The organism is Streptomyces macrosporus (assembly GCF_039533145.1).
In the GTDB taxonomy this organism is placed as follows: domain Bacteria; phylum Actinomycetota; class Actinomycetes; order Streptomycetales; family Streptomycetaceae; genus Streptomyces; species Streptomyces macrosporus.
This window is the reverse complement of the sequence record NZ_BAAASZ010000003.1, coordinates 250,089-265,458: the sequence shown is the minus strand read 5'-3', so window position 1 is coordinate 265,458 and position 15,370 is coordinate 250,089. Positions and strand designations below refer to the sequence as shown.

The window sequence follows — 15,370 nt, the reverse complement described above, 5'->3', positions numbered from 1 at the left end:
CGCGCGGGGTACTGCGCGAGACGCGGAAGGAGGGAAGGTGCGGCATGCTGGTCGGCCTCCTGGCTCTGTTAGCGGGATATCTGACGGCCGCTCTGGTGACGGCTCGGGTGGGATACGGCATCGAGCGCGCCCGGATCATCGAACTCGAGCGCGACTGGCACGCCGACGAGGACCCGGTCGAACGCTTCCGGCGGCAGGGCCAGTCGGTGGCCGCCTCGACGGCCTTCCTCTACGGCCTGGCGTGGCCGATCGTCGTACCGGCCTACTTCTTCTACCGCTGCGCCGCCTTGGTCATCATGCGGCGGCCTCCGCTCACCCCCTACGAGCGCGCCGCCCGGGCCGAACGGCTCGACGCGCGGATCCGTGAGCTGGAGGAGTCGCTCGGGCTGCGCGGGCGGACCCTGGACGAGAACGGACCGCTGCCATGAACTGCTACGAATGCCGCTCCGGGGGTCGGACCACCGCCGCCATCGCCGTGTGCTCGCGCTGTCACGTGGGGATGTGCCCCGAACACCTGAGGATCGAGGCCGAGCTCGTCCACGAACCGCGGGGCATGGGCCAGGTCACCCAGGGACCGGAGGCCCGTCGCGCGCTGTGCGAGGTGTGCGCGCGGGCCGAGAGCTGACACCGGGTCACATCCGACGGACCCTCCGGGCGGGAGACGGCGAGGAGAACCGGGCTCGGCGCGGCCGTGCCGAGGGCGGCCGCACGACCGCGCGGTAAGTGTAGTGATATGTATGCTTACGCCTGGTTGATCCTGGAGTGCCCTTGCTGGTTCTGATCACCGCCCACGCCGTCGTGGCCGCCGCCCTTCCCGCCCTCGCGGCGCGGATCGGCCGTGCCGTCTGGGCGGTCGCCGCGCTGGTGCCCCTGGCCGTGCTGATCCGGGCCGCGGCGCTCACCCCCACCGTCCTGGACGGCGGGGCACCCCTCGAACACCTCTCCTGGGCGCCCTCGCTGGGCCTCGAGGTCGTGATGCGGCTGGACGCGCTCTCGCTGCTGATGGTGTTCGTCGTCAGCGGTGTCGGAGCCGCCGTCCTGGTCTACTCCGCCCGCTACACCGAGGAGGGGCACGGTCGCGAGTCCGCGCTGCTGCTCCTCTTCGCCGGGGTGATGCTCGGCCTGGTCACCGCCGACAACCTGCTGGTCCTCTACGTCTTCTGGGAACTGACCACCGTGGTGTCGTTCCTGCTCATCGCGGGCCGCGGTCGCACCCGGGGGCACCGCGCCGCCGCCGAGCAGGCGCTGGTGGTCACCACGGGCGGCGGTCTGGCGATGCTGCTCGGCTTCCTGATGCTGGGCGAGACCGCCGGCACCTACCGCGTCTCCGAACTGGTCGCCGACCCCCCGAGCGGCGGGTACGTGCCCGCCGCGCTGGTGCTCGTCCTGGTCGGCGTCTTCACCAAGTCCGCGCAACTGCCCTTCCACGGCTGGCTGCCCGCCGCGATGGTGGCGCCCACCCCGGTGAGCGCCTACCTCCACGCGGCCGCCATGGTCAAGGCGGGGGTCTACCTGACGGCCAGGCTGGCCCCGGGCTTCGCCGACGTCGCGCCCTGGCGGCCCCTGGTCCTCACCGTCGGCCTGGTCTCGCTGCTGCTCGGCGCGTGGCGGGCGCTGTGGGAGAGGGACCTCAAGCGCGTCCTGGCGTACGGCACCATCAGCGAACTCGGCCTGCTGATCGCGCTGTTCGGGTACGGCACCCGCAACGCCGTGCTCGCCGGCGAGGTGATGCTCCTGGCGCACGCCACCTTCAAGTCCGCGCTCTTCCTCGTCACCGGGCTGATCGAGCACCACACCGGCACCCGCGACCTGGGACGGCTGTCCGGTCTGGGCCGCCGCAGGCCGGTGCTGCTGGCGATGGCCGCGCTCGCCGCCGCCTCCATGGCCGGGCTGCCCCCGCTGGTCGGCTACCTGGGTCACGAGGCGTACTTCGACACCTTCTGGGAGGCGGTCCGGATCGGTTCCGGGACGGGCGAGGAGTGGATCCTGGCCGCGCTCACCGCGGGGTCGGCGCTGACGGTGGCCTACGCGGCCCGCTTCCTGTGGGGCGCCTTCGCCGACAAGCCCGGCGTGCGGTCGCCGCCCGCGGACGACGCCGCCGACCGGGCCCCGGGCATGGCGGTGCCCATCGCCGTCCTGGTGGCCGCCGCCCTGGCGATGGGCGTGTGGTACCCCGGCACCGAGGCCCTCACCGATCCCTACGCGGCCCGGATGCCGCAACTCCAGGAGCCCTACCACCTCGCGCTCTGGCACGGCGTGACTCCGGCCCTCGTCCTCTCCGCCGGCACCCTGGCGGTGGGCCTGCTCCTCCACCGCGACCGCTCCGCCCTGGCCGTGGTGCGGGCCCGGCTGCCCCGACTGCCCGACGCGGAGGAGGGCTACCGGTGGCTGCGCCGCGGGCTGGACGGGGCGGCCGTGTGGTTCACCCGCCACGTCCAGGTCGGCTCCCTGCCGGCCTACCTCACCGTGATGCTGGCGATCGTGTTGGTGGTGCCCGGCACCGCCCTGCTGCTGAGGGACTCGCCGCTGACCGTCCCGCCGCTGTGGGCCTCGGCCGTCCAGGTTCCGCTCGCCGTGGTGGTGCTGGCCGCGGCGTTCGCCCTCGCCCGCGTACGGCGCCGGCTGTCCGCGGCCCTGCTGGCGGGAGTGGTCGGGTACGGAGTCGCGGGGTTCTTCCTGGTGCAGGGTGCGCCGGACCTGGCGCTCACCCAGTTCCTCGTCGAGACGCTGACACTGGTGATCATCGTCCTGGTCCTGCGCGGCCTGCCGGCCCGATTCGGCACCCGGCCCGGCACGCTTCGCATCCGGCGGCTGCGGCTGGCGCTGTCCGTGGCGGCCGGGGTGCTCGTCGGACTGCTCGCCATGGTCGCCTCGGCGGCCCGGAGGGAGCCCGAGGTGTCCGCCTACTACACGGCCCACGTGAAGGAGGCCGGCGCCCACAACGTCGTCAACGCCATCATCGTGGACTTCCGGGCCATGGACACCCTCGGCGAGATCGCCGTGCTGCTGGTGACGGCCATCGGAGTGGGCTCCCTGCTCACCCTGCGCGGCATGCGCGGCGCGGGGGCGCGCACGATCCGGAGCAGGCTTCCGGCCGCGGACCGGCACCCCGGGACCGCGCGCTGGGACGTGCCGCGGGGCGAGTGGCTGCCGGAGGCACGGCGCCTGCCCGCCCACGACCGCTCGATGCTGTTGGAGGTCGTCACCTGGGTGTTGTTCCCGGCCGTCCTGGTGTTCTCGGTCCACCTGCTCTACTCCGGCCACCTGCGCCCCGGGGGCGGCTTCGCCGGAGGACTGGTGGCGGGGCAGGCCTTCGCCCTGCGCCACCTGGTCGGAGGCCGGGTCGACGCCGCCTTCCACCGCCTGGCCGACCCCCGCGTCATCGCGGGCGCGGGACTGGCCCTGGCCGCCGCAGCGGGACTGGCCCCGATCGCCTTCGGCGGTGAACCGCTCTCCAGTGCCCTGCTGAGCGGGACGCTGCCGGTGTTCGGCCACCTCGAGCTGACCACCAGCGTGGTCTTCGACACCGGGGTCTACCTGCTGGTCGTCGGGGTGTGCCTGAGGCTGCTGACCGCGGTGGGGCCGTTGCAGGTGTCCGTCGAGGAGACCGTGGAGACGGGCGGGGACGCGCCCGGGGCGCCCGGCGACCGCGGGAGCCGCGGCCGATGACGGTACTCGACCTGACGGCGGCCGTGGTGGTGGGCGGACTGTTCGCCGTCGGCTTCCACCTGCTGCTGCAACGTTCCCTGATGCGGCTGCTGTTCGGCTTCCTCGTGCTCGGGCACGCCGCCAACCTGCTGGTGCTGCTGGCCGCCGGCCCACCGGGCAGACCCCCGGTCACCGGGGAGGGCCGGGAGGCCGAGGCGTTCGCCGACCCGCTGCCGCAGGCCATGGCCCTGACCGCCATCGTCATCACCTTCGGCGTCACCGTCCTGCTGCTGGCCATGGTGTACCGCAGTTGGTACCTGCTCGGACACGACGAGGTCCGTGACGACGTCGAGGACCGCAGGCTGGGAGAGGAGACGGGAGAACGGTGACCGACTGGCTGCTCTTCGCGCCCGTGCTGCTGCCCGTGCTGGTGGCGGGCCTCTCCCTGACCGTGTGGCGCAGCCCCGACACCCAGCGGCTGCTGGGCATCGGGGTGCTCACCGCGATGCTGGTGGCCGCCGTGGTCCTGCTGGTGCTGGCCGACCGGCACGGTCCGCTGGCGCTCGCCGTCGGCGGCTGGCCGGCCCCGGCCGGGGTCTCCCTGGTGGTCGACCGGCTGTCGGCGCTGCTGCTGACGGTGGCCCTGGCGGTGACGCTCGCCGTGCTCTTCTTCGCCATCGGACAGAGCGGCACCGAGGGCGGCGACCCCGTCCACGCCCCCTTCCACCCCTCCTACCTGCTGCTGACGGCCGGGGTCTGCCTGGCCTTCCTCGCCGGTGACCTGTTCAACCTCTTCGTGGCGTTCGAGCTGATGCTCGCCGCCTCGTACGTGCTGATCAACCTGGGCGCGGACGAGAACCGCATCCGGGCCGGAATGACGTACATCATCACCAGCCTGCTGTCGTCGCTGCTCTTCCTCACCGCCATCGGGCTGGTCTACGCCGCCACCGGCACGGTCAACCTGGCCGATCTGGGCGACCGGATGCCCGGACTCCCCGACGGCCTCCGGACCGTGCTCAGCCTGCTGCTGTTGATCGTGTTCGGCATCAAGGCCGCCGTGGTGCCGCTGCACTTCTGGCTGCCGGACAGCTATCCCACCGCACCGGCCCCCATCACCGCCGTCCTGGCCGCGCTGCTGACCAAGGTCGGCCTGTACGCCATGGTGCGGACCCAGACGCTGCTCTTCCCCCGGACGGAGCCCTGGACGCCCCTGCTGATCGCGGCCGCGGTCACGCTGCTAGTGGGAACCCTGGGCGCCATCGCCCAGCAGGACCTCAACCGGCTGCTGTCCTTCGTCCTGGTCGGGCACATCGGCTACATGCTCTTCGGGCTCGCCCTGTACTCCGTCACCGGGATCACCGGGACCATCCTCTACGCCATGCACCACATCGCCGTGCAGGCGGCGCTGTTCCTGATCGCCGGCATGGTGACGGGCTGGGGCGGCAGCGCGAAGCTGCCGGCCCTGGCGCGGGCGGCCCCGCCGCCCGCGGTGCTGGCGGGACTGTTCCTGGTCGCCGCCCTCAGCCTGTCGGGCATCCCGCCGCTCTCCGGCTTCGTCGCCAAGCTCGTCCTGCTGCGGGCCGGGGTGGAGCAGGGCGGCGCGGCCGCCCTCACCCTGGTGGCCGCCGCCCTGCTCACCAGCCTCCTGACCCTGTACGCGATGGCCAAGGTGTGGCGGGCGGTGTTCGCCGCGGGTCCCGAACGGCCGCCCGCCGTACGGAGGCGCGGCGTCCGCGCGCGGCTGATGATCGGGGCCGCCACCGGCACGGTGCTGGTCGGCGTGCTGGTGGCGGTGGGCGCCGAGCCGGTGGCACGGGTCGGCGAGCGCGCCGCGGTGGACCTGATGGAGCGTGACGCGTACCGGGAGGCCGTGCTCGGGGACCGGTCCGACGACCCCCGCGGCGCCGGAGGAAGGGGACATCGATGAAGTCCGTGGAGACCTCCGCCGACCGGGGCGGGGGCGGCCTGCCGCGCCAGGCCGTCCGGCGGTGGCGGCTGCTGGTCTGGCTGTGGTTGCTGTGGATCGTGCTGTGGGGATCGGTGAGTCCGGTCGTGCTCGTCACCGGGCTGGTGGTGGCGGGGCTGGTGCTCCTCCTCTTCCCGCTGCCCCCGCACACCCACCGGTTGACGGTCCACCCGCTGTGGGCGGTGGCCATGGTCGGACACCTGCTGGTGGACCTGGTCGGCTCGGCCCTCACCGTGGCCCGGGAGGCGCTGCTGCGCGGGCCGCGGGCGAGGGCGGCGGTGCTGGAGGCCCGGCTGGAGGTGGACAACGACCTCCTGGTCACCGCCGCGGCCCAGACGACCGCGCTGACACCGGGCTCGCTGGTGCTGGAGATCGACCGGGCGGAACGGCTGTTCTACGTCCACGCCCTGCCCGTGCGCGACGCGGCGGAGGCGGAGGACCAGCGCGGGGACGTCAGGGACGCCGAACGCTGGGTGGTACGGGCCTTCGGCACCGCCGAGGACCGGCGGTCCCTGCTCCGGCGGGACGGGCGACGCGGGAAGGGGCCGCGGTGAGCGCCGTCGCGGTCGTCGCCCTGGCGCTGCTCTCGGCCGTCGGGATGCTGGTGCTGGTCCGCCTGGTGCGCGGCCCGCGCGCCCTGGACCGGATCGTGGCGCTGGAGGTCCTGGTGTCGCTGGTCGTCGCCGGGGCCTGCGTGGGGATCGCCGTGTGGGAGTACACCACGTTCGCGCCCGTGCTGATCGTGCTGGCCCTGCTGGGCTTCATCGGGTCGACGGCGGCGGCGCGGCTCATCGGGGAGCGGGAGGACCTGCGATGAGCGACCTGTCGGAGACGGTCGCGAACACCGTCTCGGCCGTGCTGCTGCTGACCGGCGCCGTCTTCTGCCTGCTGGGCGCCATCGGGCTGCTGCGCTTCCCGGACACCGTCTCCCGCCTGCACGCCTCCTCCAAGGCCCAGACCCTGGGCGTGCTGCTGGCCCTGCTCGGCGCGGCCGTCCGGGTGCCGCTCCCGTACGCCGGACTGCTGCTGCTCATCGCGCTCTTCCAACTGTTCACCGCGCCCGTCACCGGCCAGGTCGTCGGCCGCGTCGCCTACCGCACCGGCGCGGTGGACCGCGCCACCCTGCTCACCGACGAGCTGGCCGGACGGCTCGCGCCCCCGGACCCGCCGGACGCCGAGGGGGGCGCCGGCGACGACCGGGGGCGCGGGGAGTGAGACCGGGCGCGGGGACGGGCCGGCTCAGCGGGCCGGACGCAGCACCATCGCCGAGCCCCCGCCCCGCCGTTCCGGCTCGGCGACGGCCACCATCCGCCCGTCGTCGAGGAGTTCGAGCGCGGCGACGGCCCCGATCTCCGGGGCCGGGGTGAAGGTGTCGGGCGGAAGGACGAACCGGTGCCCCAGCCGCTCCAGCGGCGCGCGCTCGGCGGAGGAGTCCAGGAACGCCGGTTCGGCCAGGGTGGTGGTGGTGTTCCGCTGCGACAGCCGCGGCGCGGCGACCGCCCGCGGCAGCGTCATCCCCAGGTCGAGCCGGTTGACCAGGGTCTGGAGCACGGTGGTGATGATGGTGGAGCCGCCCGGCGAGCCCAGCGCCAGCAGCGGCCGGCCGTCCTCCAGCACGATCGTGGGCGCCATGCTGCTGCGCGGGCGCTTGCCCGGGCCGGGCAGGTTCGGACCGTCCACCGTCGCCGACAGGGGCGTGAAGTCGAAGTCCGTCAGCTCGTTGTTGAGCAGGAAGCCCCGGCCGGGCACGGTGATCGCCGAACCGCCGGTCTGCTCGATGGTGAGCGTGTACGACACCACGTTCCCCCAGCGGTCCGCGGTCACCAGGTGCGTGGTGGACGGCCCCTCGTGCCCTCCGTCGGCGCCCCGGCCCGCGGCGCAGTCCCACGAGGCGGGGTCGCGCGGGTCGGCGGGCGCCAGCGGACTGGTCAGCGCCCGGTCGGGGTCGATCAGACAGGCCCGCTCCTTGGCGAAGACCTCCGACAGCAACTCCTCGGTGGGCACGTCGGAGAACGCCGGGTCGCCCACCCACCGGTTGCGGTCGGCGTAGGCGATGCGGCTCGCCTCCAGGTAGTGGTGGAGCGCCTGGACGCGGTCCATCCCTCCCAGGTCGACGTTCTCCAGGATGTTCAGCGCCTCGCCGACCGTGGTGCCGCCGGAGGAGGACGGGGCCATGGAGTACACCTCCACGCCCCGGTACTCCACCGTCGTCGGCTTCCGGTGCAGCACGCGGTAGCGGTTCAGGTCGGCGGTGGTCATCAGCCCCGGCCGCACCGTGCGGTCCGCGCCGGGCGCCACGGGCGGGCGCTGGACCGTGCGGACGATCTCGCGGGCCAGCGGCCCCCGGTAGAGCGCGTCGGCGCCCTCGCGGGCCAGCAGCCGGTAGGTGTCGGCGAGGCCGGGGTTGCGGAACACCGAGCCCACCTTCGGCAGCTCGCCGCCCGGCAGGAACAGTTCGGCGGTGGAGGTGAAGTCGCGGAAGCGGTCCTCGTTCAGCGCGGTCTGGGCGCGGAACTCCTCGTTCACGACGAAGCCGCGCTCGGCGATCGAGGTGGCCGGCCGCAACGCCTTCGCCAACGGGACGGTGCCCCAGCGCTCCAGGGCCGCCTCCCAGGTCGCGGGGGTGCCCGGAACGCCCACCGACAGTCCCGAGTTCACCGCCTCGTCGAAGGGGATCGGTCTGCCATCGGCCGGGTCGACGAACGCGTCCGGCCCCATGGCGGCCGGCGCGGTCTCCCGCCCGTCGATGGTGTGCACCCGCCCGGTGCGGGCCTCGTGGTAGACCAGGTAACCGCCACCGCCGATGCCCGCCGAGTAGGGCTCGACGACACCGAGCGCCGCCGCGGTCGCCACGGCGGCGTCGACCGCGTTGCCGCCCGCGCGCAGCACGTCCAGCCCGGCCCGCGAGGCGTACGGGTTGACGCTGGAGACGGCCCCGCCGCGGCCCGTCGCCACGGGGCTCTTGGCGGGCGGTTCGCGGCCGGAGTCGGCCGCGACGGCGGACGGCGACAGCAGCGGCAGGGCCAGTGAGAGGGCCAGGGACAGGGCCGCGGTGACGGCACCGCGGCGCCGGGGACGGCGGAAGCGGGGAGGGCGCGGAACGCGGACGGGGACGACGGGCATGGAGCCTCCGTGGCCTGACGGGGACGCTCGAACTGCCGGACGACGAAACCCTGACAGCCCGTCGCGTCCGGGGCAACAGTGCCGCGCCGACGGGCGAGGACGTCCGGGCATGGCGGGAAACGGCGCCGGGTACCCGGCCGGCCGAACCGGATCGAGCCACGGGACGAGCCACAGGAGGTGTGTCGACGATGCGGATTCCCGGCCGGTCGCGCACCGGTACCGAACCCGTGACGGCCCGCAGCGCCCTGAAACTGAGGCTGCTGCTGTCCGTCCTCTACACCCCCGTCTTCCTCGCCGGGACGGTCTTCTTCGCCCTGTGGGCGGTACGGGCCGGCCCGAACGAGAGCCCCAGCTCGGACTCGCTGAGCACGATCGCCTGGATCTGCGCCGCGCTGACCCTGATCGGGGTGATCGACCTGGTCGTCGTCCTGGCCCGCCGCGGACGCGAGCGGGAGGGACGGCGCGGGCGCTGACGGCCCGGTGCGCCCGCGCCGCCCCGATCGGAAGGCCCCGCCCGGTGGCGGGGCGGAGCCGGGGGCGAGGCCCCGGCGGGTCCCTCAGGGACGCAGGACGATCTTCACCGCCCCGTCGGCCTTCTTCTGGAACATCTCGTACGCCTCCGGCGCCCGCTCCAGCGGCATGTGGTGGGTGGCGAAGTCGTCCACGCCGAGCGGGTCGTCGTCCGTCAGCAGCGGCATGATGTCCGGCACCCAGCGCCGCACGTTGGCCTGCCCCATGCGGAGCTGGATCTGCTTGTCGAACAGGGTCAGCATCGGCAGCGGGTCGGTCATGCCGCCGTAGACGCCGATGATCGAGATCGTGCCGCCGCGCCGCACGGCGTCGATGGCCAGGTGGAGGGCGGCCAGCCGGTCCACGCCGGCCGTGGTCATCAGCTTCTCGGCGACCTTCTTCGGCAGCAGCCCGGCCGACTTCTGCGCCAGCGCCGCCGCCGTGCTGCCGTGCGCCTCCATGCCCACCGCGTCGATCACGGCGTCGGCGCCGCGCCCGCCGGTCCTGTCGCGGACGGCGTCGGCGACCGCGCCGGCACCGTCGTGCTCGGTGAGGTCCAGCACGTCCACGCCGCGCGCCCGGGCCCGCTCCAGCCGCTCGGGCACCAGGTCCACCCCGATCACCTGCCCCACGCCCTGGTGCAGGGCGATCCGGCAGCACATGTCGCCGATGGGCCCCAGCCCCAGCACGACCAGCGTGCCGCCCTTGGGCGCGTCCGCGTACGCCACGGCCTGCCAGGCCGTCGGCAGCACGTCCGACAGGTACAGGAAACGGTCGTCCGGCGGCCCCTCGGGCACCTTGATCGGCCCGTACTGCGCCTGCGGCACCCGCAGGTACTGCGCCTGCCCGCCGGGCACCGCGCCGTAGAGCTTGGTGTAGCCGAAGAGGGAGGCGCCCGTGCCGTGCTCGCGGTTCTGGGTGGTCTCGCACTGCGTCTGGAGGTTTTGGGAGCACATGTAGCAGGTGCCGCAGGCGATCTGGAACGGCATCACCACGCGGTCGCCGGGGGAGAGGTGCTCCACCTCGGAGCCGACCTCCTCCACGATCCCCATCGGCTCGTGGCCGAGGACGTCGCCCTCCGTCATGAACGGCGTCAGCACGTCGTACAGGTGCAGGTCCGAGCCGCACAGCCCGGACGAGGTGATCCGCACCACGGCGTCCGTGGGCTCGCGCACGACCGGGTCGGGCACCTCGTCCACCCGTACGTCGCGCCGACCGTGCCAGACCACTGCCTTCATGGATCTCCACCTCCTGCTCGGGATCGGCCGGGTACCCCCGTACGGGCGACTCAGTCGGCCGCGCGGCGCGCCGGGACGGGGGAGCGGGAGGGCGGCGGCGAGGAGGCGCGTTAGGGACGCGGCAAAAGAGGTACGCGGTGAGTATGTTGCTGATCAGGCCCCCCGGGGTGTACGCGCCGCAGGAGGACACCTGGCTGCTGAGGCAGGCCCTCCAGGACGCCTCGCTGGCCCCCGGTTCCCGCGTCCTCGACCTCTGCACGGGCACCGGCGTGCTGGCCATGGCCGCCCTGCGGATGGGCGCGTCCGAGGCCGTGGCGCTGGACGCCTCGCCCCGGGCCGTGCTCGCCGCGCGCTGCAACGCCCGGCTGCACCGGCTGCCGATGACGGTGCGGCGCGGCGACCTCGCCGACGCCGTGGCCGAGGCGGAGGAGGGCCGCCGCTTCGACGTGGTCCTCGCCAACCCCCCGTACGTGCCCTCCCCGAACCCCGAACCGCCCCGGCGGGGGCGCGCCATGTGCTGGGACGGCGGGCCGGACGGCCGCGCGGTCCTGGACCGGCTGTGCGCGGCGGCGCCCTCGCTGCTGGAGCCCGGGGGCGCCCTGCTCCTGGTCCACTCCGAACTGTGCGGCATCGAGACGACACTCGCCCTGCTGCGCGAGGAGGGGCTGAAGTCCGCGGTGGTGGCCCGCAGCCTCATCCCGTTCGGTCCGGTGCTGCGCGAACGGGCCGCCTGGCTGGAGGCGCGGGGGCTGATACCTCCGGGCCGGCGCACCGAGGAACTGGTGGTGATCCGTGCCGACCGACCCTGAACGGCCACGCGCCCGGCGCGTGGTGATCGACCCCGAGGGGCCGGTGCTCGTCGAGGGCCCGGTGGAGGTGGACCTCCCCGACGGCCGCACCGTCCGCTCCGACCGCTTCGTGGTCGCCGTGTGCGCCTGCCGTCGCAGCCGGCGCTACCCGTGGTGCGACACCAGCCACCGTCGCAAGGAGCGCCGCACCCGGACGGCCGACACGGACGGGGACGGCGACTGACGGGACACGTCTCCGTCCCACGCCCCCCGGGCCAGTACCCGCCGCAGCGCGGAGGCGCGTGCGAGCCGCACCTCCCGCGGCGCCTCCGACAGGCCGGGCTCGGGTATGCGGAACGCGTCGCCCTCGAACCGCGGGACGACGGAGACGTGCAGGTGGTGGAGGACCCGGCCGGGCGCGGTGTTGTTCTGCACCACCGTGCTTCCCGTGGCCCCGTACGCCTCCCGCACGGCGGCCACCACCCGGGCGACGACCTCGAAGACCTCCCGCAGGAGGCCGGGCGGCGTCCCGTCCAGGCCGGTCACGTGGGGCACCGGCAGGACGAGCGTGTGGCCGGGGTTGTTCTCCCGCTGCAGGAGCGCCGGGACGACACGGACGTTCCCGGACCGGTACGCGACCAGGTCCGCGTCGGTCCCGCCCCGGCCGATCGCACAGAACACGCAGTCGCTCACCCCGGCACCCCGCTCTCCCGTTCCCGCCCCGCGGTCGTCGGCGCGAGGGGCATCCCGAAGGCGTCGGCCGGCCCCGGCCCCCGCAACGCGCTCGCGTTCCTCGTCGGCCCGGCGCGGGGAGCCGGTCCGGAACGGGAGAGGGGACCGTGGGAGCGCGCCGTCCCCGCGCGGCGGTGACGGGTCACGGACGCGGTCCGTCGTCGGGGGAGAGCCGGTCCTCGGTGTGCCGGTCGGCCGGTGGGCAGCTCGCGCGCGGCGGCGCGCAACGACTCCTCGTGTGCGACGACCGCTTGGAGCGCGTACCCCGACCCGGCCTCCCTCCACGGAACTTCGCGACGGAGGCCATCCTGACACCGGACGCACCGTTCCGGCGTCCGGTTTTCCGGCGTCCTCCGACGGGCTCCCGACGAGGCGTCAGGCGTCGAGCGGGCGCCGCAGCGAACTCGCGTTCCGGTGCCAGGCGTTCAGCAGGTGGTCCGCCAACCGCCCTTCCAGCAGCTCGGTGGCCCGGATGCCGAACACCACGTCCGCGGCGAGTCCCGGTTCGCGCTCCAACAGGTCGCCGATGACGTCCCGGCGCATCACCTGCTCGTGCACGGCGTCCGCCTCGATGTGCTCGGTGAAGAACAGCACGCACTCCGGCGCGGCGCCCATCCGTTCCAGCGCCCGGGCCATCTTCCGCGCGCTGGGGGCGGTGCTGATCTCGGCCGCCGCGAAGTGGCCCACCAGCGCGCCGCGCAGTGCCCGGTGCAGCCCGCACAGCGACATCAGGTTCACCGTGGCCAGGGCCGGGGCGGGCACGTCGTCGAGGTAGCGCAGGTAGGACGGGTCCAGACCCGCGCCCGCCATCAGGTCGGCGAACAGCCGCGCGTGCACCCGCTCGCCGCGGCCCCCGCCGAACTCGTCGTACTCCACCGCCACCAGCGACGCCTTGGCCTGGCCGTCGAGGCGGGGGATGACCCAGGCGTGCGGGTCGGCCTCCTTGAGGTGGTAGATCGAGCGGTGCGCGATGTACTCGCGCATCTGCCACCACGCGCCCTCGCGCAGCAGGAAGTCCGAGACCCCGCCGCCCTCGGCGGGCTCCACCAGCAGCGGGTCCAGCGCGGCGGTCACGTCGGAGTCGGAGGGGGTGCCGGTGAGGGTGTCGCGGCGCAGCGCGTCCAGGAAGACCCGCTCCAGCTCGGCGCGCAGCCGCAGCAGGGCCGGGTCCCACTCCCACTCGGCCGACACGCCCGCGAAGCCCTGGTAGTGCAGCTCGTAGCAGACGTACAGGGCCAGTTGGAGGTCGTCGCCGTAGGGGTCCGCGTCCGCCGGCGCCCGGCCGAGGGAGGCCGGCAGCCGTCCGGGGGGCGGGGAGGCCAGGGCGTCCAGCACCGTGGCGCTCAGCTCGCCGCGCGGCCGGGGGAGCGCGGCGGCGTCGGCGGCGGACGTGACGGTGGGGGTGTGGGGGGTGGTGGTCATGTGTCCTCGTGCTCCCTCGCGTCGGTCAGGCTCGCCAGCAGTTCCACCACCGCCAGGGGCCCGCCGCGTTCCCAGGCGCGCCGCTGGCGGTCGGCTCCGGTGCCGTCCCGGCGCACCGCGGCCAGCAGGGTCCGCACGGTCTCGGTGTCGCCGGTCTCCTCCAGAGCGGGTCGAACGTGCCGCAACAGGGCGTCGATCAGCTCCGCGGCCGGTTTCCGGACGTGGGTGAGCGGGTCCACGGCGTCGCCCGCCGGCCCGTACCGGGCCGCGGCCCACACCGCGGCCGCGGCGGCGCGGTCGTCCAGCTCCGGCTCCGGCAGCCCCGCCTCCAGGTCGGCCAGGGCCCGACGCACCAGGGCCCGCCCCAAGGCGGCCTGGAGCACGGCGTCGTCGACGGTGGCGGCCGCGTCCGCGACCCGGAACTCGACCGTGGGCAGCCACGGCGAGGGGCGCATCAGCCAGAAGCTCATCCGGTCGTCGATCAGCGTGCCGTAGGACACCAGCCGCTCCACCTCCGCGTCGTAGGAGGCGGCGTCGGCGAAGCGGGGCGGCATCCCGGAGGTGGGGAAGCGCCGCTGCTCCATCATGCGCCAGCTCGCGTAGCCGTGGTCGCGACCGTGGGAGATGGGGGAGTTCGCCGACAGGGCCAGCAGCGTCGGCAGCCAGGGGCGCACCCGGTTGACCACGGCCACCGCGGTCTCCCGGTCGGGCACGCCCACGTGGACGTGGCAGCCGCAGACCTCGTAGTCGTCCACGACGTCGGCGAAGACCTCCGAGATGCGCCGGAACCGCTCTCCCTCGGCCACCGGCGGCCGTCCGTCGCTCACCACGGCCGTACCGCTCGACAGCAGGTGGAGGCCCTCTTCGCGGGCGGCGTCCACCAGACGGGCGCGGTCGGCCGTCAACCGGTCGCGCAGTTCCTCCAACGTGGTGCACACCGCGGTCGCGGACTCCACCTGGGTGGCGAGGAACTCGGCCTTGACGCCGGAGCCGTCGGCCGTGGCGGCGTCCTTGCGCACGCGTCGCAGCACCGCCTGCGCACCGGGCACGGTGCGTGCGGTCGTCGGGTCGGCCAGGAGGAACTCCTCCTCGACCCCCATGGTCAGTCCCCCGGCGGTTCCGTCCCTGGTCACGGCAGTGTGAGTACCCCCGGCCCGCGCGGTGAAACGAACGAGGGGTTTCCCGGAGGTGGTCACGGGTACCGCAGGGGACCCGCACCCGGTGTGACCGGACACGGTGGCGGAGCACACCCCGAACGCGCCGGACGCGCTCCGGACGGCGGTCGATCCATGACGAATGCACGGAAGGAAACTCCACACATGGCGCAGCAGCGGGACGCGAAGAGGAGCGGCATCGGCGGTGACGACGACGTGGTGGCGCTGTTGATGCGGCAGCACGGCGAGATCCGCAACCTCTTCGACGAGGTGGAGGCGGCCCAGGGGGACGCCCGGCGCGACGCCTTCCACCGTCTGGTGAGGATGCTGGCGGTGCACGAGACCGCCGAGGAGGAGGTGGTCCACCCCTACGCCCGGCGGAACATCGACGGCGGCGACGCCGTGGTCGACCAGCGCCTGGCGGAGGAGAGGAAGGCCAAGGAGACCCTCAAGGCCATGGAGGACATGGACCCGGACGACCCGACGTTCACGCCCCGCCTGCAGATCCTGCGCCGCGAGGTGGAGGAGCACGCCCGCGCCGAGGAGCGCTACGAGTTCAACCACATCGCCCACGACACCGAGCCCGCGAGGCTCCGCGCCATGGCCACGGCCGTCAAGGCGGCGGAGGCGATGGCGCCCACCCGCCCGCACCCCGGGGCGGAGACCGCCGCGGAGAACCTGGCCGTGGGGCCGCTGGCCGCCGTGGTCGACCGCACCCGCGACGCCGTGCGCAAGGCCATGGGCAAGAGCTGACCCGCCGGACGACCGGCCGCCGGCCCGAACGCGGCC

17 protein-coding genes are annotated in these 15,370 nt (G+C 74.3%); 12 read left to right on the top strand and 5 right to left on the bottom strand.

Annotation, left to right across the window (positions count from 1 at the left end; translation table 11 throughout):
• The first annotated feature begins 44 nt into the window (after window positions 1-44).
• The 8 genes from ABD335_RS01625 to mnhG all read left to right on the top strand — a co-directional run bounded on the left by ABD335_RS01625 (window position 45) and on the right by mnhG (window position 6,829).
• Window positions 45-428, top strand: a complete 384-nt coding sequence (locus tag ABD335_RS01625; RefSeq protein ID WP_344320164.1) for a hypothetical protein — start codon at window positions 45-47, stop codon at window positions 426-428.
• On the top strand, window positions 425-625 hold the full coding sequence (locus tag ABD335_RS01620; RefSeq protein ID WP_344320163.1) for a DUF2180 family protein: 201 nt from the start codon (window positions 425-427) through the stop codon (window positions 623-625). Before ABD335_RS01625 ends, ABD335_RS01620 begins: the two co-directional genes overlap by 4 nt.
• Before the next feature lie 137 nt (window positions 626-762).
• Window positions 763-3,669, top strand: coding sequence for a Na+/H+ antiporter subunit A (locus ABD335_RS01615; protein WP_425583521.1), 2,907 nt, complete (start codon window positions 763-765; stop codon window positions 3,667-3,669).
• Window positions 3,666-4,037: a Na(+)/H(+) antiporter subunit C gene (locus tag ABD335_RS01610; RefSeq protein ID WP_344320161.1), complete on the top strand. Its 372-nt coding sequence runs from the start codon at window positions 3,666-3,668 to the stop codon at window positions 4,035-4,037. The genes ABD335_RS01615 and ABD335_RS01610 overlap by 4 nt, the downstream gene beginning before the upstream one ends.
• A complete protein-coding gene (locus ABD335_RS01605; RefSeq protein WP_344320160.1) occupies window positions 4,034-5,575 on the top strand; it encodes a Na+/H+ antiporter subunit D in 1,542 nt (513 codons plus the stop codon). Before ABD335_RS01610 ends, ABD335_RS01605 begins: the two co-directional genes overlap by 4 nt.
• On the top strand, window positions 5,572-6,168 hold the full coding sequence (locus ABD335_RS01600) for a Na+/H+ antiporter subunit E (protein WP_344320159.1): 597 nt from the start codon (window positions 5,572-5,574) through the stop codon (window positions 6,166-6,168). The genes ABD335_RS01605 and ABD335_RS01600 overlap by 4 nt, the downstream gene beginning before the upstream one ends.
• Window positions 6,165-6,431, top strand: coding sequence for an MrpF/PhaF family protein (locus ABD335_RS01595; RefSeq protein ID WP_344320158.1), 267 nt, complete (start codon window positions 6,165-6,167; stop codon window positions 6,429-6,431). Before ABD335_RS01600 ends, ABD335_RS01595 begins: the two co-directional genes overlap by 4 nt.
• Window positions 6,428-6,829: a monovalent cation/H(+) antiporter subunit G gene (gene mnhG / locus ABD335_RS01590; protein ID WP_344320157.1), complete on the top strand. Its 402-nt coding sequence runs from the start codon at window positions 6,428-6,430 to the stop codon at window positions 6,827-6,829. The genes ABD335_RS01595 and mnhG overlap by 4 nt, the downstream gene beginning before the upstream one ends.
• Window positions 6,830-6,853: 24 nt before the next feature.
• On the opposite strand, the gene ggt is transcribed toward mnhG, so the two are convergent.
• The gene (ggt, locus tag ABD335_RS01585; RefSeq protein WP_344320156.1) at window positions 6,854-8,737 is read right to left on the bottom strand and encodes a gamma-glutamyltransferase; all 1,884 of its coding nucleotides are present in this window, start codon (window positions 8,735-8,737) and stop codon (window positions 6,854-6,856) included.
• Between the two features lie 188 nt (window positions 8,738-8,925).
• Between ggt and ABD335_RS01580 the strand changes: the two genes are divergently transcribed.
• Window positions 8,926-9,210, top strand: coding sequence for a DUF6343 family protein (locus ABD335_RS01580; RefSeq protein ID WP_344320155.1), 285 nt, complete (start codon window positions 8,926-8,928; stop codon window positions 9,208-9,210).
• Between the two features lie 84 nt (window positions 9,211-9,294).
• Here ABD335_RS01580 and ABD335_RS01575 read toward each other — a convergent pair whose 3' ends face one another.
• Complete coding sequence (locus tag ABD335_RS01575; protein WP_344320154.1) at window positions 9,295-10,485, bottom strand: zinc-dependent alcohol dehydrogenase; 1,191 nt, start codon at window positions 10,483-10,485, stop codon at window positions 9,295-9,297.
• A 143-nt stretch (window positions 10,486-10,628) separates the two neighbouring features.
• Here ABD335_RS01575 and ABD335_RS01570 point away from each other — a divergent pair, with 143 nt between their 5' ends.
• Both ABD335_RS01570 and ABD335_RS01565 read left to right on the top strand, forming a co-directional pair.
• Complete coding sequence (locus tag ABD335_RS01570) at window positions 10,629-11,294, top strand: HemK2/MTQ2 family protein methyltransferase (protein WP_344320293.1); 666 nt, start codon at window positions 10,629-10,631, stop codon at window positions 11,292-11,294.
• On the top strand, window positions 11,278-11,517 hold the full coding sequence (locus tag ABD335_RS01565) for a CDGSH iron-sulfur domain-containing protein (RefSeq protein ID WP_344320153.1): 240 nt from the start codon (window positions 11,278-11,280) through the stop codon (window positions 11,515-11,517). Before ABD335_RS01570 ends, ABD335_RS01565 begins: the two co-directional genes overlap by 17 nt.
• Here the strand turns inward: ABD335_RS01565 and ABD335_RS01560 are convergent.
• The 3 genes from ABD335_RS01560 to ABD335_RS01550 form a co-directional block, all read right to left on the bottom strand.
• The gene (locus ABD335_RS01560; protein WP_344320152.1) at window positions 11,439-11,966 is read right to left on the bottom strand and encodes an HIT family protein; all 528 of its coding nucleotides are present in this window, start codon (window positions 11,964-11,966) and stop codon (window positions 11,439-11,441) included. The genes ABD335_RS01565 and ABD335_RS01560 overlap by 79 nt on opposite strands.
• Window positions 11,967-12,380: 414 nt before the next feature.
• Window positions 12,381-13,427, bottom strand: coding sequence for an iron-containing redox enzyme family protein (locus ABD335_RS01555; protein WP_344320151.1), 1,047 nt, complete (start codon window positions 13,425-13,427; stop codon window positions 12,381-12,383).
• Complete coding sequence (locus tag ABD335_RS01550; protein ID WP_344320150.1) at window positions 13,424-14,560, bottom strand: carboxylate-amine ligase; 1,137 nt, start codon at window positions 14,558-14,560, stop codon at window positions 13,424-13,426. Before ABD335_RS01550 ends, ABD335_RS01555 begins: the two co-directional genes overlap by 4 nt.
• A gap of 186 nt (window positions 14,561-14,746) precedes the next feature.
• Here ABD335_RS01550 and ABD335_RS01545 point away from each other — a divergent pair, with 186 nt between their 5' ends.
• A complete protein-coding gene (locus ABD335_RS01545; RefSeq protein WP_344320149.1) occupies window positions 14,747-15,334 on the top strand; it encodes a hemerythrin domain-containing protein in 588 nt (195 codons plus the stop codon).
• Window positions 15,335-15,370: the final 36 nt, after the last annotated feature.

Excerpts from the sequence above, each read along its gene's own strand:
- ABD335_RS01545 (WP_344320149.1), top strand. The coding sequence starts at position 14,747 with ATGGCGCAGCAGCGGGACGCGAAGAGGAGCGGCATCGGCGGTGACGAC.
- ABD335_RS01625 (WP_344320164.1), top strand. The coding sequence starts at position 45 with ATGCTGGTCGGCCTCCTGGCTCTGTTAGCGGGATATCTGACGGCCGCT.
- ABD335_RS01620 (WP_344320163.1), top strand. The coding sequence starts at position 425 with ATGAACTGCTACGAATGCCGCTCCGGGGGTCGGACCACCGCCGCCATC.
- ABD335_RS01580 (WP_344320155.1), top strand. The coding sequence starts at position 8,926 with ATGCGGATTCCCGGCCGGTCGCGCACCGGTACCGAACCCGTGACGGCC.
- ABD335_RS01570 (WP_344320293.1), top strand. The coding sequence starts at position 10,629 with ATGTTGCTGATCAGGCCCCCCGGGGTGTACGCGCCGCAGGAGGACACC.
- ABD335_RS01610 (WP_344320161.1), top strand. The coding sequence starts at position 3,666 with ATGACGGTACTCGACCTGACGGCGGCCGTGGTGGTGGGCGGACTGTTC.
- ABD335_RS01600 (WP_344320159.1), top strand. The coding sequence starts at position 5,572 with ATGAAGTCCGTGGAGACCTCCGCCGACCGGGGCGGGGGCGGCCTGCCG.
- ggt (WP_344320156.1), bottom strand. The coding sequence starts at position 8,737 with ATGCCCGTCGTCCCCGTCCGCGTTCCGCGCCCTCCCCGCTTCCGCCGT.
- ABD335_RS01575 (WP_344320154.1), bottom strand. The coding sequence starts at position 10,485 with ATGAAGGCAGTGGTCTGGCACGGTCGGCGCGACGTACGGGTGGACGAG.
- ABD335_RS01555 (WP_344320151.1), bottom strand. The coding sequence starts at position 13,427 with ATGACCACCACCCCCCACACCCCCACCGTCACGTCCGCCGCCGACGCC.
- mnhG (WP_344320157.1), top strand. The coding sequence starts at position 6,428 with ATGAGCGACCTGTCGGAGACGGTCGCGAACACCGTCTCGGCCGTGCTG.